The 23351-nt window shown below is 67.5% G+C and carries 25 protein-coding genes; 13 read left to right on the forward strand and 12 right to left on the reverse strand.

Going from position 1 to position 23351, the window contains the following annotated elements; all coding sequences use genetic code 11:
* The first annotated feature begins 132 nt into the window (after window positions 1-132).
* Entirely contained in the window at window positions 133-2085 is a 1953-nt protein-coding gene (locus tag AC07NN_RS00315) for a methyl-accepting chemotaxis protein (RefSeq protein ID WP_494637080.1), read from the forward strand.
* A gap of 68 nt (window positions 2086-2153) precedes the next feature.
* On the opposite strand, the gene AC07NN_RS00320 is transcribed toward AC07NN_RS00315, so the two are convergent.
* Together AC07NN_RS00320 and AC07NN_RS00325 are read right to left on the reverse strand one after the other, a co-directional pair.
* Window positions 2154-2291: a hypothetical protein gene (locus AC07NN_RS00320; protein ID WP_494637082.1), complete on the reverse strand. Its 138-nt coding sequence runs from the start codon at window positions 2289-2291 to the stop codon at window positions 2154-2156.
* A gap of 185 nt (window positions 2292-2476) precedes the next feature.
* Entirely contained in the window at window positions 2477-3664 is a 1188-nt protein-coding gene (locus AC07NN_RS00325; RefSeq protein WP_494637084.1) for an acetyl-CoA C-acyltransferase, read from the reverse strand.
* A gap of 265 nt (window positions 3665-3929) precedes the next feature.
* Here AC07NN_RS00325 and AC07NN_RS00330 point away from each other — a divergent pair, with 265 nt between their 5' ends.
* A complete protein-coding gene (locus tag AC07NN_RS00330; protein ID WP_494637086.1) occupies window positions 3930-6317 on the forward strand; it encodes a TonB-dependent receptor in 2388 nt (795 codons plus the stop codon).
* Window positions 6318-6374: 57 nt separating this feature from the next.
* Here the strand turns inward: AC07NN_RS00330 and AC07NN_RS00335 are convergent, their stop codons facing one another.
* The 7 genes from AC07NN_RS00335 to AC07NN_RS00365 all read right to left on the reverse strand — a co-directional run bounded on the left by AC07NN_RS00335 (window position 6375) and on the right by AC07NN_RS00365 (window position 11942).
* A complete protein-coding gene (locus AC07NN_RS00335; protein WP_494637088.1) occupies window positions 6375-6806 on the reverse strand; it encodes a DUF1330 domain-containing protein in 432 nt (143 codons plus the stop codon).
* A gap of 84 nt (window positions 6807-6890) precedes the next feature.
* Window positions 6891-7298, reverse strand: a complete 408-nt coding sequence (locus AC07NN_RS00340; RefSeq protein ID WP_494637090.1) for a YybH family protein — start codon at window positions 7296-7298, stop codon at window positions 6891-6893.
* Between the two features lie 74 nt (window positions 7299-7372).
* Complete coding sequence (locus AC07NN_RS00345) at window positions 7373-8158, reverse strand: CPBP family glutamic-type intramembrane protease (RefSeq protein ID WP_494637092.1); 786 nt, start codon at window positions 8156-8158, stop codon at window positions 7373-7375.
* A 108-nt stretch (window positions 8159-8266) separates the two neighbouring features.
* Complete coding sequence (locus tag AC07NN_RS00350) at window positions 8267-8968, reverse strand: TPM domain-containing protein (RefSeq protein ID WP_494637094.1); 702 nt, start codon at window positions 8966-8968, stop codon at window positions 8267-8269.
* Window position 8969: 1 nt separating this feature from the next.
* A complete protein-coding gene (locus tag AC07NN_RS00355; protein WP_494637095.1) occupies window positions 8970-9758 on the reverse strand; it encodes a TPM domain-containing protein in 789 nt (262 codons plus the stop codon).
* Window positions 9759-9902: 144 nt separating this feature from the next.
* A complete protein-coding gene (locus AC07NN_RS00360; protein ID WP_494637097.1) occupies window positions 9903-10559 on the reverse strand; it encodes a LemA family protein in 657 nt (218 codons plus the stop codon).
* Between the two features lie 90 nt (window positions 10560-10649).
* Window positions 10650-11942 (reverse strand): acyl-CoA dehydrogenase family protein, encoded by a 1293-nt coding sequence (locus AC07NN_RS00365; protein WP_494637099.1) that lies wholly within the window; start codon window positions 11940-11942, stop codon window positions 10650-10652.
* A 141-nt stretch (window positions 11943-12083) separates the two neighbouring features.
* Between AC07NN_RS00365 and AC07NN_RS00370 the strand changes: the two genes are divergently transcribed.
* From AC07NN_RS00370 to sugE, 11 genes are all read left to right on the forward strand, one after another.
* On the forward strand, window positions 12084-12506 hold the full coding sequence (locus AC07NN_RS00370) for a hypothetical protein (protein WP_494637101.1): 423 nt from the start codon (window positions 12084-12086) through the stop codon (window positions 12504-12506).
* A 348-nt stretch (window positions 12507-12854) separates the two neighbouring features.
* Window positions 12855-13193 carry a DUF8200 family protein gene (locus tag AC07NN_RS00375; protein ID WP_494637103.1) on the forward strand — a complete coding sequence of 113 codons (339 nt, stop codon included), beginning with the start codon at window positions 12855-12857 and terminating at the stop codon, window positions 13191-13193.
* A gap of 154 nt (window positions 13194-13347) precedes the next feature.
* Entirely contained in the window at window positions 13348-13587 is a 240-nt protein-coding gene (locus tag AC07NN_RS00380; protein ID WP_494637105.1) for an acyl-CoA thioesterase domain-containing protein, read from the forward strand.
* 191 nt (window positions 13588-13778) lie between these two features.
* Window positions 13779-14333, forward strand: coding sequence for a F0F1 ATP synthase subunit delta (locus tag AC07NN_RS00385; RefSeq protein ID WP_494637107.1), 555 nt, complete (start codon window positions 13779-13781; stop codon window positions 14331-14333).
* A gap of 53 nt (window positions 14334-14386) precedes the next feature.
* Window positions 14387-15919, forward strand: a complete 1533-nt coding sequence (gene atpA / locus AC07NN_RS00390) for a F0F1 ATP synthase subunit alpha (RefSeq protein ID WP_494637109.1) — start codon at window positions 14387-14389, stop codon at window positions 15917-15919.
* Window positions 15920-15953: 34 nt separating this feature from the next.
* Window positions 15954-16829: a F0F1 ATP synthase subunit gamma gene (locus tag AC07NN_RS00395; protein ID WP_494637111.1), complete on the forward strand. Its 876-nt coding sequence runs from the start codon at window positions 15954-15956 to the stop codon at window positions 16827-16829.
* 47 nt (window positions 16830-16876) lie between these two features.
* Entirely contained in the window at window positions 16877-18499 is a 1623-nt protein-coding gene (gene atpD / locus AC07NN_RS00400) for a F0F1 ATP synthase subunit beta (RefSeq protein ID WP_494637113.1), read from the forward strand.
* A complete protein-coding gene (locus tag AC07NN_RS00405; RefSeq protein WP_494623164.1) occupies window positions 18499-18750 on the forward strand; it encodes a hypothetical protein in 252 nt (83 codons plus the stop codon). Before atpD ends, AC07NN_RS00405 begins: the two co-directional genes overlap by 1 nt.
* The gene (locus AC07NN_RS00410; RefSeq protein WP_066686484.1) at window positions 18750-19010 is read left to right on the forward strand and encodes an ATP synthase F1 subunit epsilon; all 261 of its coding nucleotides are present in this window, start codon (window positions 18750-18752) and stop codon (window positions 19008-19010) included. Before AC07NN_RS00405 ends, AC07NN_RS00410 begins: the two co-directional genes overlap by 1 nt.
* 205 nt (window positions 19011-19215) lie before the next feature.
* Complete coding sequence (locus AC07NN_RS00415) at window positions 19216-19923, forward strand: hypothetical protein (RefSeq protein WP_494637115.1); 708 nt, start codon at window positions 19216-19218, stop codon at window positions 19921-19923.
* A gap of 110 nt (window positions 19924-20033) precedes the next feature.
* Complete coding sequence (sugE, locus tag AC07NN_RS00420; RefSeq protein ID WP_494637117.1) at window positions 20034-20357, forward strand: quaternary ammonium compound efflux SMR transporter SugE; 324 nt, start codon at window positions 20034-20036, stop codon at window positions 20355-20357.
* Between the two features lie 114 nt (window positions 20358-20471).
* Here sugE and AC07NN_RS00425 read toward each other — a convergent pair whose 3' ends face one another.
* Genes AC07NN_RS00425 through AC07NN_RS00435 form a run of 3 tightly spaced genes read right to left on the reverse strand, consistent with a single transcriptional unit; the run spans window position 20472 to window position 23302 of the window.
* A complete protein-coding gene (locus AC07NN_RS00425) occupies window positions 20472-21221 on the reverse strand; it encodes an alpha/beta fold hydrolase (RefSeq protein ID WP_494637119.1) in 750 nt (249 codons plus the stop codon).
* A 54-nt stretch (window positions 21222-21275) separates the two neighbouring features.
* Window positions 21276-22784 carry an alpha/beta hydrolase gene (locus AC07NN_RS00430; RefSeq protein ID WP_494637121.1) on the reverse strand — a complete coding sequence of 503 codons (1509 nt, stop codon included), beginning with the start codon at window positions 22782-22784 and terminating at the stop codon, window positions 21276-21278.
* Window positions 22785-22813: 29 nt separating this feature from the next.
* Window positions 22814-23302: an RNA pyrophosphohydrolase gene (locus AC07NN_RS00435; protein WP_494637122.1), complete on the reverse strand. Its 489-nt coding sequence runs from the start codon at window positions 23300-23302 to the stop codon at window positions 22814-22816.
* Window positions 23303-23351 lie beyond the last annotated feature (49 nt).

Raw genomic sequence — 23351 nt, forward strand, 5'->3', positions numbered from 1 at the left:
GCCACATCACGGTTAATGCCCCGGCAACAGTTGCGGGCGCACTTGGTCGGGTAACGCCCGCGAACCGTACTCAGTCAAATAGTAGTGTTATCTGAGGTTTAGCGGCCGCAACCCTTTACAAGGAGCCGGCCAGTGTCCTTTGGCGACCTGAAAATCCCCCACAAGCTCATGGCGGTGTTCGCCGTCATGCTCGCCACGATCATGCTCATGGGCGTGGCGCTGTATGCTAACAAAGTGGGCTTGTCCCACTCCGTGGAGCGGACCGAGCGCGCCTATGAGATGCTGCGTCAGGCGGACACGGCGGCCTTCCGCCTGACCCGCCAGGAGAATTCGCTGCGCGGCTTCCTGCTGTCGGGCGACAACTATTACGTCAAGCGCCTGGAAGAGGCCCACAAGCCGAAGTTCCTGAAGGCCCTGGACGAACTGCGCACCCTGGCCAACGGCGACGAGGAAGACCTGGCGCGCATCGCCGCCGTCGACGCCGCCTATGCCGAGTACCGCAAGCAAGCCATCGAGCCGGGCGAGAGCCTGGGCGCCGATCCGGCCACCCGTCCGCAGGCCGTCGAGCTGGTCAAGCACGACGGTGTCGCCGACAAGGCCGTCGAGCCGGTCGAGAACGCCATCGAGGCCATCACCAAGAACGCCGAGGAAGAGCTGGCGACGGAAGCCGCCGCCCAGAAGAAGGCCTCGGTCGAGTCGACCCTGGCGCTGGCCATCGGCATCCTGATCACCGCCGGCATCGCCATCGCGGGCGGCCTGCTGCTGACCGGCGCCATCGCCAAGCCGGTGACCGCCATGACCAACGCCATGCGCCGTCTGGCCTCGGGCGACAGCAGCGTCGCCGTGCCGGCCCAGGGCCGCAAGGACGAGATCGGCGACATGGCCGCCGCCGTCGCCTACTTCAAGGATTCCGAAGCCGAGAAGGTCCGCATCGAGGCCGCCGCCGTGGCCCAACGCCAGGCCGCTGACACCGAGCGCGCCGCCAACGAAGCCGAGAAGGCCGAGGTCGCCCGCAACGACGCCATCGCCATCTCGGCCCTCAACGAGGCCCTGGACCACCTGGCCTCGGGTGACCTGACGCACCGGATCACCACGACCTTCGCGCCGAAGGCCGAGAGCTTGAAGACCAACTTCAACGCCGCCGCCGAGCGGATGCAGGAAGCCATCCAGGCCATCGGTTCAGCCACTGGCGGGGTCAACAGCGGCTCGGACGAGATCGCCGAGGCCTCCGACAACCTGTCGCGTCGCACCGAGCAACAGGCCGCCAGCCTGGAAGAGACCGCCGCCGCGCTGGACGAGATCACCGCGACCGTCCGCAAGACCGCCTCGGGCGCCAAGGAAGCCTCGCAGGTCGTGGCCACCGCCCGCGCCGACGCCGAGAAGTCCGGCCGCATCGTCAGCCAGGCTGTTTCGGCCATGACCGAGATCGAGACCTCCTCGAGCCAGGTCAGCCAGATCATCGGCGTGATCGACGAGATCGCCTTCCAGACCAACCTCCTGGCCTTGAACGCCGGTGTCGAAGCCGCCCGGGCTGGTGAAGCCGGCCGTGGTTTCGCCGTCGTCGCCCAGGAAGTCCGCGCTCTGGCCCAGCGCTCGGCCGACGCCGCCAAGGAGATCAAGACCCTGATCTCGACCTCGACCGCCCAGGTCGAGACCGGCGTGGATCTGGTCGGCCAGACCGGCGAGGCCCTGAACCGCATCGTCGAACAGGTCGCCTCGATCGACGCCCTGGTGAAGGAAATCTCGGCCTCGGCCAGCGAACAGGCCACCGGCCTGAACGAGGTCAACACGGCCGTGAACCAGATGGACCAGGTCGTCCAGCAGAACGCCGCCATGGTGGAAGAGGCCACGGCCGCGACCCACTCGCTGAAGAGCGAAGCCAAGTCGCTGGCCGACATGGTCTCGCGCTTCCGCGTGGCCGAGAGCGCCGCCGCCGCGCCGGCCGCCCGTCCGGCGCGCACGACCTATCGCCCGCCGGCCGCCTCGGCGCCGTCGGCTCCCGGCCGTCCGACCGTCTCGGCCCGTCCGGGCCGTGGCTCGGCCGCGGCCGCGGTCGCGGTCAGCGAGGACTGGGAAGAGTTCTGATCGTCCTGACGGTCACGTGAACCGACGAGGGCTCTCCGGGCGACCGGGGAGCCCTTTTCCGTTCGGGCTCAGCCCTTGTTCAGGGCGATCGTCTCGAACGACGACTTGGTCGGCGGGGGCGCGTGGTTCGCGTTCGGGGTCGGGAGCGCCAGGCCGATGGCGGCGGCGATCAGGAGGGCGACGGCGAAGAAGGCCTTGCTGGCCATGGTCCTATCTCTGGTCTGCGTCGTGGGGCGACAATCGCGGGCGCTGACGGACGCTGAAATGGCCCCGTCCGCGCTGGGTTCAAGACCCGCGCCCGGGGGGGCGAGACGTCTCGATCCCATAGAAAGGCCGGAAACCGCCTTGACGGTTCCCGGCCTTTTTTGACGCGTTCAGTGGAACTTTTGGCCTAGAAGATTTCGAACAGACCGGCCGCGCCCATGCCACCGCCGATGCACATGGTGACGACGCCCAGCTTGGCCTTGCGGCGCTTGCCTTCCAGCAGCAGGTGGCCGGCGCAACGGGCGCCGGTCATGCCGAAGGGGTGGCCGATGGCGATCGAGCCGCCGTTGACGTTGTACTTCTCCGGATCGATGCCCAGGCGGTCGCGGCTGTAGAGGCACTGCGAGGCGAAGGCTTCGTTCAGCTCCCAGATGTCGATATCGTCGACCTTCAGGCCATGGCGTTCCAGCAGGCGCGGCACGGCGAAGACGGGACCGATGCCCATCTCGTCGGGCTCGCAGCCGGCGACGGCGAAGCCCTTGAACAGGCCCAGCGGCTCCAGGCCGCGCTTGGCGGCTTCCTTGGCTTCCATCACGACCACGGCGGCGGCGCCGTCCGACAGCTGGCTGGCGTTGCCGGCGGTGACGAAGTTGCCCGGACCCTTGACGGGTTCGAGCTTGGCCAGGCCTTCCAGGGTCGTTTCCGGACGATTGCACTCGTCCTTGGTGACCACGTAGTCGACCAGGCTCTCTTCCTTGGTCTCCTTGTTGACCACCTTCATCTTGGTGGCCATCGGCACGATCTCGTCGTCGAACAGGCCGGCGGCCTGGGCGGCGGCGATGCGCTGCTGGCTGCGCAGCGAGTACTCGTCCTGGTACTCGCGGCTGATGTTGTAGCGCTTGGCGACGATGTCGGCGGTGTCGATCATCGCCATCCACAGGGCCGGATGGGTCTTGAGCAGCTTCTCTTCGGTGATGTGGTAGCGGTTCATGTGACCGCCGGCGTTGACCAGCGAGATCGACTCGACACCGCCGCCGATGGCGACGCCCGCGCCGTCGTTGCGGACATAGTTGGCGGCCGTGGCGATGGCCTGCAGGCCCGACGAGCAGAAGCGGTTGACGGTCTGGCCCGAGGTGGTGATCGGCAGGCCGGCCCACATGGCCGCGTTGCGGGCCACGTTCATGCCGGTGGCGCCTTCGGGACCGCCGCAGCCCAGGACCACGTCCTCGACCTCGGCCCCGTCAAGGCCGGCGCGCGATACGGCGTGCTGGATGGCGTGGCCGGCCATCGCCGCGCCGTGCGTGTTGTTGAAGCCGCCACGAACTGACTTGGCCAGGCCCGTGCGGGCGTAAGAGACGATGACCGCTTCGCGCATTGAGGCGCACTCCCCGTTAAAACATTAGTTTGAATTGCCGCCACCCTAGACCGACTTTTTGCGGTGCGAAAGATCACGCGTGCGTAAAGGAAAATCGTGCCCCGAAGGGGCCGAGCGTGACATTGTGATCACAGTGTCACCGGTGTCTAAATCCCTGATTCTGCTGACCTTCGTTTCGCGTTGACTTCCCTCGATTCCGTGATGAACGCTGCAGTTGCGTCGGGAGCACGACTCCAAGAACGCCAAAAACATACGGGAGGTATCCATGACCAACGCCATGTCGCGCCGTCGCGCGCGCGCGCTGCTGGGCGCCAGCGCGCTTGTAAGCATTCTTGCCGTTCCGGCCTTCGCGGCCGCCCAGCAGGCCGACCAGAACGCCATCGACGAGATCATCGTCACCGCGACCAAGCGCGACGCGACGATCCAGGACATCCCCTTCTCGATCAACGCCCAGACGGAAAAGGACATCCAGCGTTCGGGCGCCGTGACCCTGGAAGACCTGTCGCGCAACGTCGCCGGTCTGACGATCCAGAACCTCGGCCCCGGCCAGAGCCAAGTGTCGGTGCGCGGCGTCTCCGCCGGCCAGGTCGTGCGCGACCAGCCGGGCGTGAAGGAGCAGGTCGGCGTCTATCTCGACGAGTCCGTGATCTCGCTGTCGCTGTTCACCCCGGACATCGACCTCTTCGACCTGAACCGCGTCGAGACCCTGCGCGGTCCGCAAGGCACGCTGTTCGGCTCGGGTTCGGTGGGCGGCACGATTCGCTACATCACCAACCAGCCCAAGCTGGGCGTCAAGGAAGGCACCTTCGAAGCCAGCGCCAACCTGGTGGGCGGCGGCGACTTCGGCGGCCACGTGAAGGGCGCGGTCAACATTCCGATTTCCGACAAGGTCGCCATGCGCGCCGTCGGCTATCTGACCGAGTACGGCGGCTTCATCGACGCCCGCAAGGAAGGCGGCAAGGTCGACAAGAACGTCAACGGCGGCACGCGCCGCGGCGGGCGCCTGTCGTTCTACATCGAGCCGAACGAGCAGGTGAACTTCACCCCGCGCATCGTCTATCAGGAGATACGGGCCGGCGGCTTCAATCGCCAGGAGGTGTTCAACCTCTTCGCCAACAACAACACCACGACCCGTCCGAAGATCGCCCTGGGCGAGCGCGAGCAGTACCTGCTGTTGGACGAAAGCTTCGCCGACAACACGAGTGTGGCCGACCTGACGGCCAATGTGAACTTCGACGGCGCGACCCTGACCAGCGTCACCAGCCTGATCAACCGCGACATCGCCGTGAACCGCGACGCCAGCGCCCTGACGGGCAGCGTCTCGGTCGATCTCGGCTTCCCGGCCGCGGCGGTGACCCTGCCGTCGAAGCTGGTGGACACCACCGACCTCGAACAATTCACCCAGGAACTGCGCCTGGCCTCGACGGGCGAAGGTCCGTTCCAGTGGGTGATCGGCGGCTTCTATTCGAAGGTCGACCGCGTCTACAACCAGCGCCTGCCGACCCCGGGCTACGACGCCTACACCAACGCCGTGCTGGGCGCGGGCACCTCGGCCGCCGTGGCCAACGGCTTCCCAGCCAATTCGCCCTACAACGCTTACCTGCCCTACGACATCAAGCAGAAGGCCCTGTTCGGTGAAGTGAACTACACCATGGGCAAGCTGACCGCGACGGCGGGCGGCCGCTACTACGACTTCAGCGAAACCCGCCAGTTCAAGTCGGGCGGCCTGTTCGCCAACGGCGACAACCGCACCGACACGACTTCGTCGGACGGCTTCACGCCGCGCTTCCTGTTGAGCTACGAGGCGTCGGACACCGTCACCTTCAACGCCCAGGCCTCGAAGGGCTTCCGCCTCGGCGGCGTCAACGATCCGCTGAACCTCCCGCTCTGCTCGGCGCAGGACAAGGCGATCTTCGGCGGCTACCAGAACTATGACGACGAGACGCTGTGGAACTACGAAGGCGGCGTGAAGTCTCGCTTCGGCGGGGTCCGCCTAAACGCCGCGGCCTTCTACACCGACATCAAGAACCTGCAGACGACGCTGGACGCCGGTTCGTGCTCGTCGCGCGTCGTGTTCAACGTGGCCAAGGCCCACACCATGGGCGTCGAGGCCGAGCTGACCGCGCGCCTGGCCTCGGGTCTCGACATAGGCTTCTCGGGCAGCCTGCTGGAAGCCGAGTTCGACTCGACCGTGAAGGACGGGACGGGCGCGGTGATCGGCGGCATCCGGGACGGCAATCGCCTGCCGTCGGTGCCGAAGTTCCAGGTCTCGTTCGACGTCACCTACAGCCACGAGGTCCGCGAGGGCGTCAACGGCTACCTGAAGGCGTCGCTCCAGCACGTGGGCACCCGCTTCACCCAGGCCAGCGACCAGGAGAACAACCCGCGCTCGTTCGTGTCGGGCCTGCCGTTCGGCGGGGCGACGGGCACGGTCCCGACGGTCGTCAACCTCAAGCTGCCCAGCTACGAGATCGTCAATCTGAGCGCCGGCCTGGAGATGCAGGACGGGGTCGACCTGACCCTCTACGTCAACAATCTGTTCGACGAGAACGCCCTGCTGTCGTTCGACCGCGAACGGGGCGGCCGCGCTCGCCTCGGCTACTCGGTCGGCCAGCCGCGCACCATGGGCGTGACGGTCCGCAAGTCGTTCTAGGGGGTAGACACCTTCGACGAACGGAGACGGGCGGTCGCTTCGGCGGCCGCCCGTTTTCTATTCCCCGAAGCCTTCGCCCGGCGTCAGGGGCGACAGGCGGATCAGGCGGGAGTCCTCGACCCCGGCGGTGCGGTGCTGGACGAAGCCTCGGTAGTCAGGGTTCGTGACCATGGCCAGGAAGGCGCCGGCGTTGGGATACTCGGCGATGAAGGCCAGGTCCCAGCGCTCGTCGGTCGGGCCGGTGACCACGACCTCGGGTCGGCCCGCCCAGACCTGGCGGCCGCCCAGGCCCTGGAACAGGGCGGCGGTGGTGCGGCCGTATTCGCGATAGGCGTCCAGGCCGCTCATCCCCTTGCCGTGGTTGGGGTGGCCTTCGGGATAGTCGGCCAGCGCCCTCAGCCTGACGAGGTTCAGCATCTGGATCGGCGTGTCGCGCGGCAGGGCCTTGAAGGCGTCGAACTGCTCGCGGGTCGGGTCGATGCTGGCCATGGGCTTCCTCCTCAGGGCTCTTGTTCTGCCCGTATGGGAGGCCAGACGCTGACCAAGGCCAAGCTCAATATCGCCCGTGCTTTTCTATTCCGCCTTCGCCTCGGCCAGGGGATCGGCGTGGCGGTGGACCAGCTTCCACGCGCCGTCCTCGCGCCGGAACAGCTCGGTGATCCGCAGGTGCATCTCGACCGGCTCGTCATGGCCGGCCAGCCGCACCGTCGCGTGCTGCAGGCCGGTCCAGTAGGCGAGGTCGCCCGTCGAGTCGCTGTGCAGGATCTCCAGCGTGGTCTCGCCGCCCTCGGCGAAGGCTCCGGCGTCGCGCGCATAGATGCTGGCCACCCAGTCGGCGCCTTCCTCGTGTCCGCCGCGCGGCGGGAAGAAGCTGGCCGGACAGGCCGTGGCGACCAGCTGGTCCAGCGGGCCGGCGTTGCCGTTCACATAGGCCCGGGCCGCCTGGCGGCGGATTTCGAGAAAGGTGTCGAAATCGGACATGGCGAACTCCCGGAAGCCTCACCTTAAGAAGCGCGCGAGCCGGCGTTCGTATCCCGCGCCGGAGCGTGGAGAGGTCAGCTGGGGCGCGGGCGGGCTGGCCAGAAGCCGAACAAGGCCAGGCTCACGATCGCCAATGCCACGGCCTCGGCCGGGCGTGTGGCCCAGGCGCCGGTCGCGCCCATGGCGTTGATGATCGCGTGGGGGATCAGGCCGGCGACCAGCAGGCTGCCGCGTCCTTTCACGTGCAGCCAGGTCATCAGCAGCGACAGGGCGACGGTGCCCAGCGCGTACCAGCCGATGTCCGACAGCGGCGTCACGACGATGCCCGAGAACAGGAAGGCCGGCACGTGCCAGAGCGTCCAGGCCAGGCCCAGGATCGTCCCGGCCGTCAGCGGCGACCAGCGCTCCAGCATCCGGGGCAGGGCATAGCCGCGCCAGCCGAACTCCTCGCCTAGCGGACCGACATTGCGGACGACCTGGGCGGTGGTCAGCAGAAGCAGCGGCGAGGCGACGAGGACGGCGTGCGGCTTCACCGGCCAGGGCGCCGGCACGGCCAGGCTGAGCGCCAGGGCGATGGCGGGCAGAGCCAGGACGGCGACCGCGAAGGTGAGCGCCGTTCCGGGAACCAGGCGACGGAGCAAGGCGACCAGTCCGGCGCGTCCGCCCTCGGCCAGTGTCAGGGCCAGGCCCGCCAGGCTGGGACCGCACGCGGCGACCAGATAGGCCGGGGAGCCATAGGCGAATGGGCCAAGCAACGCGGTCAGCGGCTTGGGGAACAGGAGCCACAGCCCGCCGACGCCCCAGGTGATCGCGAAGGTCAGGACGAAGAACAGGCCCAGATGACGCCCCCCACACGCCATCTCAGCTCAGCCCCTGCCGCCGTTTGTAGCGGGCGTCCAGCACGCTCTCGATCAGCGCGCCCACCATCTCGAACCCGACCTCCAGGGCGAACTCGACGAGGGCGGACATCAGCGCCTCGGCAGGATAGTCAGGCTGTCGGGCAGTTCGTTGCGGTCGTCGCCGCGCGGTGGGACGTGGGCGGCGAGGATCGCGCCCGCGCGGCCGACAGCGGCGACGAAGCCGTCGGCGACCTTGCCTTGCCTGAGGCCGCCGACCAGGTCGGCCACGACCTCGTCCCAGGCCGTGTCGGGCGCGGCCTTGTAGATGCCTTCGTCGGCGATGACCTCGACCCGGTGCTCGGCCAGGGCGGCGAAGATCAGCACCCCGGTGCGGTCGCGGGTGACGTGCAGGCCGTGGCTGAGGAACTGTTCCATGGCCGCGCGCTTGACCCGGGCGGCCTTCAGCGAGCCGGGCGTCAGGGCGCGGCGGACCGGCGGGATCGAGACCACCAGGGCCGCGACAACGAACACCGTCAGCTGCAGGATCACATAGGTGGACAGCGCCGACAGGATCGCCCCGTCCATGGCCGCGTGATGGCCGACGCTCCAGCCGCCGAACAGGCGGGTCAGCATCTCGGGCCGGAACCCCGCGAACAGGGCGGCCGCCGGGAGGACCAGCGCCGCAGCCGCCGCCCACACCAGGGGCGTCTCGCGATAGTCCGACACCTCGGGCGCCAGGACGCAGAAGATCTCGCCGGCCGTGGTCTTTTCGGCCTCGGCGACCGCGCCGGCGATGCGGTCGAGGTCCTGTGGGGTCATGCGTGTCGCCATCTCACCAGCTCCCCGAACTGCCGCCGCCGCCGAACGATCCGCCGCCGCCGGAGAACCCGCCGCCGCCGCCTCCGCCGCTCCAGCCGCCGCCTCCGCCCCAGCTTCCGCCGCCTCGGCCGCCGTTGTTCAGCGCGCCCAGGATGATCCAGGGCAGGGCCGAGCCCAGGCCGCCGCGATGGCGTCGGCGTCGGAAAAGGTTCGAGAACAGGAAGATGATGAAGAGCAGGATGAGGAAGCCAACGATCGGCGAGCCCTTGGCCTTGTGGTGGACGGGCTTTTCGGCCTCTTCGATCCGGATCTGGGCTGCGCTGACCGGGGCGGCCAGCTGGTCGATGATCGCATTGGTCCCGGCGACCACGCCGCCTTCCAGGTCGCCGGCCTTGAACTTGGGCAGGATGGCGCTCTGGATGATCACGCTGGACAGGGCGTCGGTCAGCACCGGCTCCAGGCCGTAGCCGACCTCGATCCGCACCTTCCGGTCGTTGGGCGCGACCAGCAGGATCGCGCCGTCGTCCTTGTCCTTGTCGCCGATGCCCCAGGTGCGGCCCAGCTTGTAGCCGTAGTCCTCGATCTCGTAGCCCTGCAACGAGGGCACGGTGGCCACGACCAGCTGGCGGCCGGTCGTGGCTTCGAGGTTCTCAAGCTTGGTCGTCAGGTCGCGCTCGGCGTCCGGCGACAGGATCTGGGCCTCGTCGACCACCCGGCCGGTCAGGGACGGGAACTTAGGATCGGCGAGGGCGGGGAGGGCGACCACTAGGGTCACCACCAACATCACCAAGAACCCGCTCATCCCTGCCCACGGGTCGCGCGAAGCGCGCGCCCGAGGATAAACTCCAGCGGGGACCCAAGCGGTCTTGGCCGCGCTGACGTCGCGCGAAACCGTCAGGCTCGGCTTGGGTCCCCGCGTTCGCGGGGATGAGCGGAAGATGTGCACTTACTGCGCCTTCGGCGGGGCCGCCGACGGCGGCGCGCTGAAGTCGACGGCCGGGGCGCTCTGCGCCGCCGCCGAGGCCTGGAACAGCTGGGCCGGCTTCTGGCCGCTGTACATCGTCTTGGCCCAGAACACGCTGGGGAAGGTCCGCAGGGTCGTGTTGTACTTCTGGGCGGTCTCGTTGTAGTCGCGCCGCGCGATCGTGATGCGGTTCTCGGTGCCTTCCAGCTGGCTTTGCAGGGCCATGAAGTTCTGGTTCGACTTCAGGTCCGGATACTGCTCCTGGATCACCATCAGGCGACCCAGCACGCCGGACAGCTGGTCCTGGGCGGCGGCGTATTTCTCGAAGGCAGCCGGGTCGCTGATGGTCGAGGCGTCGACCTTGACCTGGGTGGCGCTGGCGCGGGCCTGGGTCACCTCGACCAGCACGCTCTTCTCCTGAGCCGCGTAGCCCTTCACCGTGGCGACCAGGTTCGGCACCAGGTCGGCGCGGCGCTGGTACTGGTTCTGGACCTCGGCCCAGGCGGTCTTGGTCGCCTCGTCCTGGGTGGGGATGGTGTTGATCCCGCAGCCGGCGAGGGTCGCGGGAATGGCGACGATCAGAGCGGCGCGCGCGGCGTTACGAGCCAGACGGTTCATCAAGTCCCTCCATGCGAACATGTATGCTCGCGTACCGATGTTAGATAGCGCGGCGATGACACTACGTCAGGTGGCGCAGGATTAAACCTTCGACATGTGGAGGGCTGGAACTCAGAGCTCCGCGAACGCCTGCTTGCGGGGGCCGATGTAGCCGAACAGCCAGGCGGCGACCTTGCGCATCTGGATCTCCTCGCTGCCCTCGGTGATCCGGTAGCGGCGGTGGTGGCGATAGATGTGCTCGAACGGCTTGTGGCGGGAATAGCCCAGCCCGCCGTGGATCTGCATGGCCCGGTCGGCGGCCTCGCAGCACAGGCGATTGGCCCAGTAGTTACACATCGAGACCTTGTCGGAGAGGCGCTTCTCGACCTCGACCTTGGTCATCTGGTCCATGTCCCAGGCGGTCTTGCGGATCAGCAGGCGCAGCATTTCGGCCTGGGTGGAGAGCTCGACGATCGGGAACTGGATGGCCTGGTTCTCGGCCAGGGCCTTGCCGAACGGCTTGCGCGCGCGCGCGTACTTGATGCTCTCCTCGATGCAGTAGGTCGCCGCGCCCAGGCTGGAAGCCGCCTGACGGATGCGGTTCTCGTGCACGAAGTGTTGGGCGAGCGCGAGGCCCCCGCCCTCGGGACCGAACATCGCGCTCTCGGGAACCCAGACATTGGTGAAGCTGACGCGCGGATGGTCGGTCGGCATGTTGAAGGTCCAGAGGTACTCCTCGACCTTCACCCCCGGCGCATGGGCCGGGACTAGGAAGCAGGTGATGCCGCGCGCGTCGCCGTCCTCGCCGCTGGTGCGGGCGAAGAGGCAGCAGTGGGTGGCCGCGTGCATGCCCGTGGTCCACATCTTCTGGCCGTTGATCCGCCAGCCGGCCTCGCCGTGGTGCTCCTCGCGGACGGCGCGCGTCTCCATGAAGGTGGCGTCCGAGCCGTGCTCGGGCTCGGTCAGGCCGAAGGTCGGGCGGAAGGCGCCCTTGTCCAGCATGTCGGTGATCAGATGCTGCTGGTCGGGCCGGCCGAAGTCGCGGACCATCAGCACGAACGGGTTGTTGCCGACGATCGAGTGCTCGTTCTGCAGGTCGTTGAACAGGCCCAGGCCCTTGGCGGCCAGGTGTTCGCGGATCACCGCCATCCAGAGGTTGGAGCCGTCCTTGCCGCCGTAGGCTGATGGCAAGGCGAAGCGGTAGTGGCCGGCCTGGTCGGCCAGCTTGCGGGCCTTGGCCAGCAGCTCTTCCCACTCATGCTTGGGCAGGCCGCCGCCGTCCCAGTCGGTGCGGGCCCATTCGCGGCGGTGGTCGAAGAAGCGCTCGTTGTCGTCGCGCGCCTGCAAGGGCGCGATCTCTTTCTCGATGAAGGCGTCGAGCTCGGCGAGATAGGCCGTCAGCTCCGGTGGCAATTGGAAGTCCATGGCAAAGCCTCCCTGCGCTCGTCTTCTGGTTATGGAGGAGACTAAGCGCGGCAAGCTGTCGCGGCCAACCGTGCCCTTTGGGAACGCAGAACGGAGCGGGCTTAACGGGTCCTTGACCGCGCCGGGCGTAGGGTTTCCGCCATGATCACCATGGCCGCCTTCGCGATCCTTGGCGCCGCGCTCGGAATGTTCCTCCGGCCGCGGATCCTTGGCGTGGTCATTCCGGTGCTGATCGCCGTCACCATCGAGGGCGGCGTGCTCTGGATGGTCCAGGTGATGGAGAAACAGGTCAATCGCGAGCTGCTGATCGAGCGCCTGCAGGCCATCTTCGGCGAAGGCTGGATCGGCGCCGTCGGCCCGGTGGCCGCCGCCCTGATCGGTTCGGTGATGGCCGTGGTGATGGGCTCCTTTACGGACTCCAAGAAGGACCTGGTCCTCAGCGCCGAGGGCATCAAGCGCCGCGTCGGCAAGGACGGCCGCTACGCCCGCGCCGAAGGCATGGTCGAGGATCGCGCCATCCACGCCAAGGCCGAGAGCCGGATCGACTCGATCCTGGGGCTGTAGGCGCCGGGCTTCGGAGCTCTCCATACCATTCCGTCATTCCCGCCCTTGTGGCGGGTTTTTTGCGAAGGGGCCGACGCGTCAGCCACCCCTTGAACCTCGCCGTTTCCGACCCCAACTCGTCAACTTCGGAAGCAAACCGCTGTTTTCCGAAAAATCGGTGCGCGTACGAAATTCCGCTTGCGCAATTTCTTATCACTGATATCTAAGCGGTGCTTAGTTCGGACCCGAAGCACCGGTGGGGATACCGGCGCTGACGCCCCAGGCGGGGTGAGAGGGCTGAGCGGCCAGTACATAGCTTATCGCCGATCAACGATCTTTCCAACTTCCCCAACGTCGGAGGGCTTTCCCATGAAGCTCCGTTCGCTGGCGGCTGTCGCCGCCCTCACCACCGTCATGTTCGCTGGCTCGGCCTTCGCCGATGGCCGTATCGCCGTCGCCCTGGACTCGCCGCTGGCGGCCAAGACCAAGGTCGTCGCCGGTGGCGCCGTCTTCGTTTGCGAAGGCGCCGAGTGCGTCTCGACCCAAGCCCCCTCGCGGGCTCTCACCGCGGTGGCCTGCAAGGCCCTCGCCAAGGAAGTGGGCCGCGTCTCGGCCTTCGGCGGCGAAACCAAGTCGCTGGACGCTGAAGACCTGACCCGCTGCAACGCCTCGGCCAAGGGCGGTTCCGCCCTGGCCTCGGCTAAGTAAGAACACGTACTGCGCTTTATCTGAGTACCAGACGCTTTGGGGTCGCCGTTTCTCCGGCCCTGTCTGGCTGTTTCCTCGAGCATTCGCCTAAACGGGGCGGCGGGATCTTTCCGCCGCCTCTTTTCTTTTCCGGCGGGAGGACTAGTTGAAAGCCATGGACACAAGCCTCTCAGCCCAGCTGGAATCCGTGCTGCGCAAGGCCGCGGGCGAGGGAACCAGCCTGACGTCGATGACAGTCGACTATGGCGTCCCGGCGTCCACGGACGACCTAGCCCCCAAGGCCTGGGTCGAGCGCGCCACGCGCAGCCTGGTCTTCGCCCAGGCCGAACTGCGTCGTCAGGACGGCGCTCTGGCGGCCTCCGCATCGGCCGTGTTCCGTCGCGCCGAGGCCTGACCGCCCGCTTGGTCGCGCCCGCTTGGTTGCGACTGCGAAAGGCCCGTGTTATCAGGCGCGCGGCTTCGGACAGGGCGATGCGGACGCGTCGGCCTTCCATGTGCTTTTCATAAGCGCGCTCAAGTCTTTAAGCCGTGATGAGAGTTCACCTTCTTGTCGGCGGCCATTGCAACGCACCGGGCGGATACCAAGTGGCGGACGAAACCAAGGCGACGGATGCGGGTCAGCGCTATGCGCAGTCCCTCTTCGAACTGACGATCGAGAACGGCAACCTGGCCAAGGTCGAGAGCGACCTTAAGAGCCTGAAGGCGATGATCGCCGACAGCGCCGACCTGCGCCGCCTGATCGACTCGCCGGCCTTCTCGGCCGAGGACAAGGGCAAGGGTCTCGTCGCCGTGGCCGTGAAGGCCCGCTTCGACATGCTGACCACGAAGTTCCTGGGTCTGGTGGCCTCGAACGGCCGCACCGGCGACCTGCTGGGCGCCATCACCGCCTTCTCCGAGCTGTCGGCCAAGCACCGCGGCGTCGTCACGGCCGAAGTCGTCTCGGCCGCCGCCCTCTCGCCCGCCCAGCTGAAGGGCGTGCAAGCCGCCCTGGCCTCGGCCCTGGGCAAGACCCCCGAAGTTTCCACGCGCGTCGATCCGTCCCTGCTGGGCGGTCTGAAGGTGCGCGTCGGTTCGCGTCTCTTCGACGCTTCGCTCCGTTCGAAGCTCGATTCCCTGAAATTCGCCCTGAAGCGCGCTTAAGCCTTTAATTTAAGCGCCCCGAAAAAATTAGATCGCAGAGAGCCCAGAAGACCATGGACATCCGCGCCGCCGAGATTTCGGCCATCCTCAAGTCGCAGATCGCCAACTTCGGCGAAGAAGCCGCCGTTTCGGACGTCGGCCAGGTGCTGTCCGTCGGTGACGGCATCGCCCGCATCTACGGCCTGGACAACGTCCAAGCCGGTGAAATGCTGGAATTCCCGAAGGCCGGCGTGAAGGGCATGGCCCTGAACCTCGAGCGCGACAATGTCGGCGCCGTGATCTTCGGCCAGGACCAGGCCATCAAGGAAGGCGACGAAGTCCGTCGCCTGGGCGAAATCGTCGACGTTCCGGTCGGCCGTGGCCTGCTGGGCCGCGTCGTCAACCCGCTGGGCGAGCCGATCGACGGCAAGGGCCCGATCCAATATACCGAGCGTCGCCGCGTCGACGTGAAGGCTCCGGGCATCATCCCGCGCAAGTCGGTGCACGAGCCCGTGCAGACCGGCCTGAAGTCGATCGACACCCTGATCCCGGTCGGCCGTGGCCAGCGCGAGCTGATCATCGGTGACCGTCAGACCGGCAAGACCGCCGTCGCCATCGACACCATCCTGAACCAGAAGGCCGCCAACGCCGGCAAGGACGAGAGCGCCAAGCTCTACTGCGTCTACGTCGCCATCGGCCAGAAGCGTTCGACCGTCGCCCAGATCGTCAAGACGCTCGAAGAGCACGGCGCCCTGGAATACACGACCGTCGTCGTCGCCTCGGCCTCGGAGCCGGCCCCGCTGCAGTACCTGGCCCCGTTCTCGGGCTGCGCCATGGGCGAGTGGTTCCGCGACAACGGCCTGCACGGCCTGATCATCTATGACGATCTGTCGAAGCAAGCCGTCGCCTACCGTCAGATGTCGCTGCTGCTGCGTCGCCCGCCGGGCCGCGAAGCCTATCCGGGCGACGTGTTCTATCTGCACTCGCGCCTGCTGGAACGCGCCGCGAAGCTGAACGAAGACAACGGTTCGGGCTCGCTGACGGCTCTGCCGATCATCGAAACCCAAGCCAACGACGTGTCGGCCTACATCCCGACCAACGTGATCTCGATCACCGACGGCCAGATCTTCCTGGAAACCGACCTGTTCTACCAGGGCATCCGCCCGGCCGTGAACGTCGGCATCTCGGTGTCGCGCGTCGGTTCGTCGGCCCAGATCAAGGCCATGAAGCAAGTCGCCGGTCCGATTAAGGGCGAACTCGCCCAGTATCGTGAAATGGCCGCCTTCGCGAAGTTCGGCTCGGACCTGGACGCCTCGACCCAGAAGATGCTGGCTCGCGGCGAGCGCCTGACCGAGCTGCTGAAGCAGCCGCAATACGCGCCGCAGTCGGTCGAAGAGCAGGTCTGCGTGATCTACGCCGGCACGCGCGGCTATCTGGACAAGATCCCGACCTCGTCGGTTCGCCGTTTCGAGACCGAGTTCCTGGCCCGCCTGCACAGCGCCCACAAGGACCTGCTGGACGGCATCCGCACGAAGAAGGCCCTCGACAAGGATCTGGAGAACACGCTGAAGAGCGCGCTCGACAGCTTCTCGGCGACCTTCGCCTAAGCCCCCTCGGAACGCTCGGAGAGAGTAGCGCCGAATGGCCAGCTTGAAGGAAATGCGCAATCGGATCTCGAGCGTCAAAGCGACGCAAAAGATCACGAAAGCGATGCAGATGGTGGCGGCGGCGAAGCTGCGCCGGAGCCAGGACGCGGCCGAGGCCGCTCGTCCCTACGCTCGGCGCCTGGCTTCGGTCATCGCCAATCTCGCGGCCGGCGTGTCGGGCGACGGGGCTCCGGCCCTGCTCACCGGCACGGGTCGTGACGATCGTCACCTGATCGTCGTCGCGGCGGCCGATCGCGGCCTCGCCGGCGGCTTCACCTCGTCGATCGTGCGGGCCGCGCGCCAGCACATCGACGGCCTGATCGCCCAGGGCAAGGACGTCAAGATCGTCTGCGTCGGCAAGAAGGTCACCGCCCAGCTGCGGCGCCTGTACGCCAGCCAGATCGTCGAGAACTTCGACCTGTCGGCCTACCGCCAGTTCACGCTGTCGGTGGCCCAGCCGATCGCCGACGTCGTCACGCGCCTCTACGAGGCCGGCGACATCGACGTGGTCACGCTGTTCTACAGCCGCTTCAAGTCGGTGGTCATCCAGACCCCGACGGCGCTGCAGCTGATCCCGGCGACCGTGGAAGGCGTCGAAGCCCCGACCGGTCCGACGGCGGTCTACGAGTACGAGCCCTCGGAAGAGGCCATCCTCGAGACCCTGCTGCCGCGCAACCTGACGGTTCAGATCCTGTCGGCCCTGCTGGACAACATGGCCGGCTTCTATGCCAGCCAGATGACCGCCATGGACAACGCCACGCGCAACGCCGGCGACATGATCAAGCGCTACACCCTCGAGTACAATCGTTCCCGCCAGGCCCAGATCACCAAGGAGCTGATCGAGATCATCTCCGGCGCCGAAGCCGTCTGATCCAAGCCTAACGACACAAGCACGCAGAGACCGAAAGACCGCACGCCATGGCCAAGACCCCCGCTGAAAAGCCGGCCGCCGCCGCCGCCAAGAAGCCCGCCGCCCCCAAGGCCGCTGCTGCTCCGAAGGCTGCCGCCGCCGCTAAGGCTCCCGCCGCTGCTAAGACTCCGGCCGCCAAGAAGCCGGCCGCTCCGAAAGCCGCCGCTCCGGCCAACGCCGCCGTGAACCTGGATGGCGCCACCGGCCGCCTCGTCCAGATCATCGGCGCCGTCGTCGACATCGAGTTCGACGGCGCTCTGCCGGCGATCCTGAACGCCGTCGAGACGACCAACACCGCCACCGGCCAGCGCCTGGTGTTCGAAGTCGCCCAGCACCTGGGCCAGAACACCGTCCGCGCCATCGCCATGGACGCCACCGAAGGCCTGGTCCGCGGCCAGCCCGTCCGTGACACCGGCGAGTCGATCCGCGTTCCGGTCGGTCCGGGCACGCTGGGCCGCATCATGAACGTCATCGGCGAGCCGATCGACGAGCAGGGCCCGATCCAGTCGGACCTGTCGCGCCCCATCCACCGCGACGCCCCGACCTTCGCTGAACAAACCAACACCGCTGAAGTGCTGGTCACGGGCATCAAGGTCATCGACCTGATGTGCCCCTACACCAAGGGCGGCAAGATCGGCCTGTTCGGCGGCGCCGGCGTCGGCAAGACCGTGACGATGCAGGAACTGATCAACAACATCGCCAAGGCTTACGGCGGTTACTCGGTTCTGGCCGGCGTGGGTGAACGCACCCGCGAAGGCAACGACCTCTATCACGAGATGATCGAGTCGAACGTCAACGTCGACCCGAAGGCCAACAACGGCTCGACCGAAGGTTCGCGCTGCGCCCTGGTCTACGGCCAGATGAACGAACCCCCGGGCGCCCGCGCCCGCGTCGCCCTGACCGGCCTGTCGATCGCGGAATACTTCCGCGACGAAGAAGGCAAGGACGTGCTGCTGTTCGTCGACAACATCTTCCGCTTCACCCAAGCCGGCGCCGAAGTGTCGGCTCTGCTGGGCCGCATCCCCTCGGCCGTGGGCTATCAGCCCACCCTGGCCACCGAGATGGGCAACCTGCAGGAGCGCATCACCTCGACGAACAAGGGCTCGATCACCTCGGTCCAGGCCATCTACGTCCCGGCCGATGACTTGACCGACCCGGCGCCCGCCGCCTCGTTCGCCCACTTGGACGCCACCACCGTTCTGTCGCGCGACATCGCCGCCCAGGCCATCTTCCCGGCCGTCGATCCGCTGGACTCGACCTCGCGGATCATGGACCCGCTGGTCATCGGCGAAGAGCACTACACGGTCGCCCGTCGCGTCCAGGAAGTCCTGCAGCAATACAAGTCGCTGAAGGACATCATCGCCATCCTGGGCATGGACGAGCTGTCGGAAGACGACAAGCTGGTCGTCTCGCGCGCCCGCAAGATCTCGCGCTTCCTGTCGCAGCCGTTCCACGTCGCCGAGCAGTTCACCAACACGCCGGGCGCCTTCGTCCAGCTGAAGGACACGATCCGCTCGTTCAAGGGCATCGTGGACGGTGAGTACGACCACCTGCCGGAAGGCGCCTTCTACATGGTCGGCGCGATCGAGGAAGCCGTGGCCAAGGCCGAAAAGATGGCGGCTGAAGTCTGATGACCGAAGACGCCGATCTGGGCCAATTCTGCTGCGAAGAGCTGGCGGAGGCGGTGTCCCCGGACACCAACGCCGGTCTCATCGAGCATGACAGCGGTCTGATCCTGCTGAACCTCGGTGAGCGGGAAGAAGAGGGCGAGACCGGCTTGATGCTGGCCACGATCCACTTCTGCCCGTTCTGCGGGACCGAGATCCAGACCGACGAAGACATCGAAGCCGCCTTGGGCGACGTCGAGGAGACCTTCAACTGATGGCCAAGCTGCACTTTTCCCTGGTCGCCCCCGAGCGCGAACTCTTCTCCGGCGACGTGGACATGGTCCAGGCCCCCGGCGCGGAAGGCGACTTCGGCGTCCTGGCCAACCACGCTCCGTTCATGACCACGCTGCGCGAAGGCAAGGTGACCGTGAAGGACGGCGCGACGACCAAGGTGTTCGACATCCAGGGCGGTTTTGCCGACGTCGGTCCGGAAGGCCTGACGATCCTGGCCGAGCACGCCGTCGAAGCGGCCTGATTCAGGCTCGCGATACGCTTTGAATGCGCCCTCGATTCCTTTGGATCGGGGGCGTTTTCATGTCCGGAGTGACCATCCGCCGCGCCATAAGTAAGAAAATTACATTTGTGGCCTAATCTTGGTCTCAATCCGTAGCCATAAGGGTTGCGAGGGACCGCCTGTCGGTTTTAATGCCGACCTCTGTCTTGTTGGGGATAACCAGCCTATGCGCCTTGCGCTCGCCAGCCTGATCGCCTTCGGCGCGGTCACCACCGCCGTCGCCCAGGAACAAACCGCCGCGCCGACTCCGGCCGCCGCGCCCGCTCAGGCTCCCGCCGCTGCTCCGGCTCCGGCCGATCAAACCGCTCCGGCTCCGGCTGACCAGGCTGCTCCGCCGGTGGCCGCGCCCGCCGCGACCGCGGCTCCGGCCGAGACCTATACGGCTCCGGTTCGCGGTCCGCGCACCACCGACCCGCTGTCGGTCCGCCTGATGGACGTGCTGGACAAGATCTGCAAGCCGTCGGTCGCCGGCGGCGACTTCGCGCAGTTGGTCAAGGACTACGGCTTCAAGAAGAAGAAGGAGCAGTGGGTCCTGGCGCTCGAGAAGCCCTACAACATCACCCTGGATAACCCGGGCTCGAACAAGAACGTCTGCACGATCACCATCGACTACGCGCAGACCCCCGAGCAGGCCCAGGAACTGGCCAACGCCCTGCACGACTACGCGACCTGGGAAAACAGCCCGCAGCTGCGCCTGATCCGCAACGACCAGACGATCGGCAGCGACTTCCGCCGCTTCACCGTCTCGTGGGACGACGCTTGGGCCAACGGCCACGCCGGCCTCGTGTACATGCGCCTGAAGAAGCTGGACGAGACCTCGGTCGGCAAGAACTTCGAGCGCGCCCAGGTCCTGTACAGCACGACCAGCCGCTAAGGCTCGCCTTGCCCCTCGAGGGCTCTGGACCTATTTAAGCGAGGCGCGGGGGACGACCCCCGCGCCTTTTGCTTTGTCTGGGGACGACCCCACCTGAAAAGGGGCTCGTCATGGCCTGGATCATTCTCCTTATCGCCGGTGTCTTCGAAGTGGGTTGGGCCGTCGGCCTGAAGTTCACCGAAGGCTTCACCAAACCCATCCCGATCGCGCTCACCGCGGTCAGCCTGGTGCTGTCCATGGGTCTGCTGGGCTGGGCCGTGAAGACCCTGCCGCTGGGCACGGCCTACGCCATCTGGACCGGCGTGGGCGCGGTCGGCACGGCCATCGTCGGCATCGTGCTGTTCAAGGAGCCTGCGACGGCCGCCCGGCTGGTGTGCCTGGGCCTGATCGTGGCGGGGATCCTGGGGCTGAAGGTGTTTTCGCCGACGGTCTAGCGTCGACGTAGCGGGCCCGTCCTCGCCCTTCGACACGCTCAGGGTGAGGACTACTTTTGAGGCCTCTCAGTAGAAACCTCACCCTGAGCCTGTCGAAGGGTGGGGTTTCGGCGCCTAGGCCGCTTGGCGCCCCTCGGCGCCGATAAAATCAAGGCACCGCTCCGCCACCGCTTCCCAACCCGGTTCCCCAGGCAGCCAGTGGCTCATCTTCGGGAACACTTCGACCGCGCCGCCCAGGCGGGCGGCGGTCTGGCGGACGGTGGCTGGCGGGTGGATGACGTCCTGCCCGCCGGCGATGGCCAGCACGGGGCAGCCGGGGGGCGAGACCGAGGTGGTCATGAACGGATCCAGCCACCAGTTCAGCGTTTCCCACAGCGCCCGGCCGCTTTCGGCCGTCATGCGGGCGAAGATCGCCTTGCGCTCGGGGCGGGCCAGCTTGTCGACGCTGTAGCGGCGCACGACGCCATAGTCCGGCGGGATCGCCTGCAGCCAGTAGGGACCGAGGGCGTAGAGGCTCATGGCCGAGGCCGCCTCTTCCAGGCTCGCGCCCGAGACGCCCCAGGGCGCGGACGGGGCCAGCAGGATCAGCTTGGAGGCCTTGGCCCGGCTGGCGGCCATCTGGGCGACCAGGCCGCCCATCGAGTGGCCGATCAGGATCGGCGGCGTCTCGCACGCATCGACCAACCGCGCGATCTGGCGGGCGTAGTCGGTCATGGAGACCCCGGCCGCGCTGCTCGCGCCATCGTGGCCAATCAGGTCGGGCGTCAAAACGCTATGACCCGCCGCCTCGAAAGGCTGACGGAACGCGTCGAAGGTCCAGCCGCCACAGAAGGCGCCGTGGACCATGATCACCGGTGCGCGCATGAACCCCGACAGTAAACCCCGCCGACGAAGCAGTCGGCGGGGATCAGCCTACACCTACTTCTTCGGCTTGGCAGGGGCTTTGGCGGGCGCCTTTGTCGCAGGCTTGGCGGCGGCCTTGGGCGCGGCGGCTTTGGCGGCGGGCGCCTTCGGAGCAGCGGCCTTCGGAGCAGCAGCTTTCGCGGCGGGCTTAGCGGCGGGAGCCTTGGCAGCCGGCGCCTTGGGCGCGGCTTCGGCCTTGGGCTTCGCAGCCGCCTTCGGAGCGGCGGGCGCGGCCTTGGCGGCCGGGGCCTTCGCGGCGGCGGCGGGCTTCGCAGCCGGAGCCGCCTTAGCCTTCGGCGCGGCCTTGGCCGGAGCGGCCGGCTTGGCTTCAGCCTTGGGCGCGGCCTTGGCCGGAGCAGCCTTGGCGGCGGCGGGCTTGGCGGCGGCCTTCGGCGCAGCGGCTTTGGCGGCCGGCGCCTTGGCCGGAGCGGCTTCGGCCTTCTTCGGCGCGGCCTTGGCGACGGGAGCCTTCGCCGCCGGAGCGGGCTTGGCGGCCGGAGCGGCCTTGGGCTTCGGAGCCGCCTTCGGCTTGGCCTCGGCCTTCGGCTTGGCGGGCGCCTTGGCGGCCGGAGCCTTCTTCGGCGCGGGCGCGGCGGCGGGCGCCGGAGCCGCAGCAGCCGGGGCGGGTGTCGGCTCGGGAGCCTTCACCGGTTCCGGAGCGGGCGCAGGCGCGGGCTCGGCGGCCTTCGGGGCCGGCGCAGGGGTCGGAGCCGGCGCTGGGGCGGGAGCCGCATCGGCGGCCGGGGTCAGTTTCTTGCCCGTCAGCCAGGCGATCACATCGGAGAGGATCTTCATCGTGTTCGGCTCATCTATGAGATAGTGGGCGTTGTTGGGATATTCGATGTAGTCGGCGCCGGCGTACTTCTTGCCGACGAGGCGAACGTCTTCGGCCGGGGTGGTTCGATCCTGGGCGCCGGCCAGCACCAGCACGGGCACGGTGACCTTGGATGCGTCGACATGGGCGGCCCGGTTCGGGTCCTTGTGCGGCCAGGCGAGGTCAGCGAGCACCTGCCCGCTGTCGAACACCATGGTGGCGTAAAGCGCGTCGTGACGCGAGGGCGGCACGAGGTTCATCACCCCGAACTTGAAGCCCGTCTTCCACATCTTGCCCACCCGGGTCTCGGGCTTGGACTGCAGGGCCATGTTGAGGAAGGTGAAGACGGGCGTGAGCCTGGTTCTTCCGCGTGCGTCGGCCGGCGAGGCCGGGGCGAACAGGACGAGGCCAGCGGCATGGCCGGCCTCGGCGATCTTCTGGGCGATCAGGCCGCCCATCGAGTGGCCGATGACGAGCGGCTTCTTGCCGGTCTCCTTGGCCAGGGTCTGGGCCAGGGCGCTCATCTCGGCGACATAGTCGGCCAGGGTCAGGCCGGCGAGACCCGCGCGCGGGCCGTCGACAGTCCGCACCGCCGACCGGATCGTCGGCGTCTCGACGCGAAAGCCCTCAGCTCTCAGGTGTGCGGCGACAGGGCCCCAGACGTCCCCCGCGCAGCCGTAGCCGTGTATCAGCAGAACCGTGTCCGCCATGCCATTCTCCCCACCACGCGGGCCGAAAATCAGCCGCCCCGCGCGAACCCTTCAAACGCGGCGACCACCGCTTCGTACACCCCGCGCTTGAAGGGTACGATCAGTTCGGGCGCTTCGTCGAGCCTGCCCCATTTCCAGGCGTCGAACTCGACGTGTTCGTCCGCTTCCAGATCGATCTCGGCCTCGTCGCCGGTGAAGCGATAAGCGAACCAGACCTGCTTCTGACCAAGCCAGCCGCGCGAATGTTTCTTGTCGGCCAGGACCTCGGGCGGGAAGTCGTACGTGATCCACCCTTCGGTGCGGCCGAGCCGTTCGACGGAGGTGACGCCGGTCTCCTCGGCCAGTTCGCGACGGGCGGCGACCTCCAGGTCCTCGCCCTCGTCGACGCCGCCTTGCGGGAACTGCCAGTTGTGGGGCGGGGCCTGTTTGTTGCGACGACCCAGCCAGACACGGCCGTCCTGGTGGAACAGGACGACGCCGACGTTCGGGCGATGCTTAGGGTAGTCCGGCTCGGTCATGGCGAGCGTTGTTCCACGAGTTCTCGCGGCGCGCCAGTATGCCGAAGGT

It is taken from the genome of Caulobacter sp. GW821-FHT09H08, assembly GCF_059415885.1.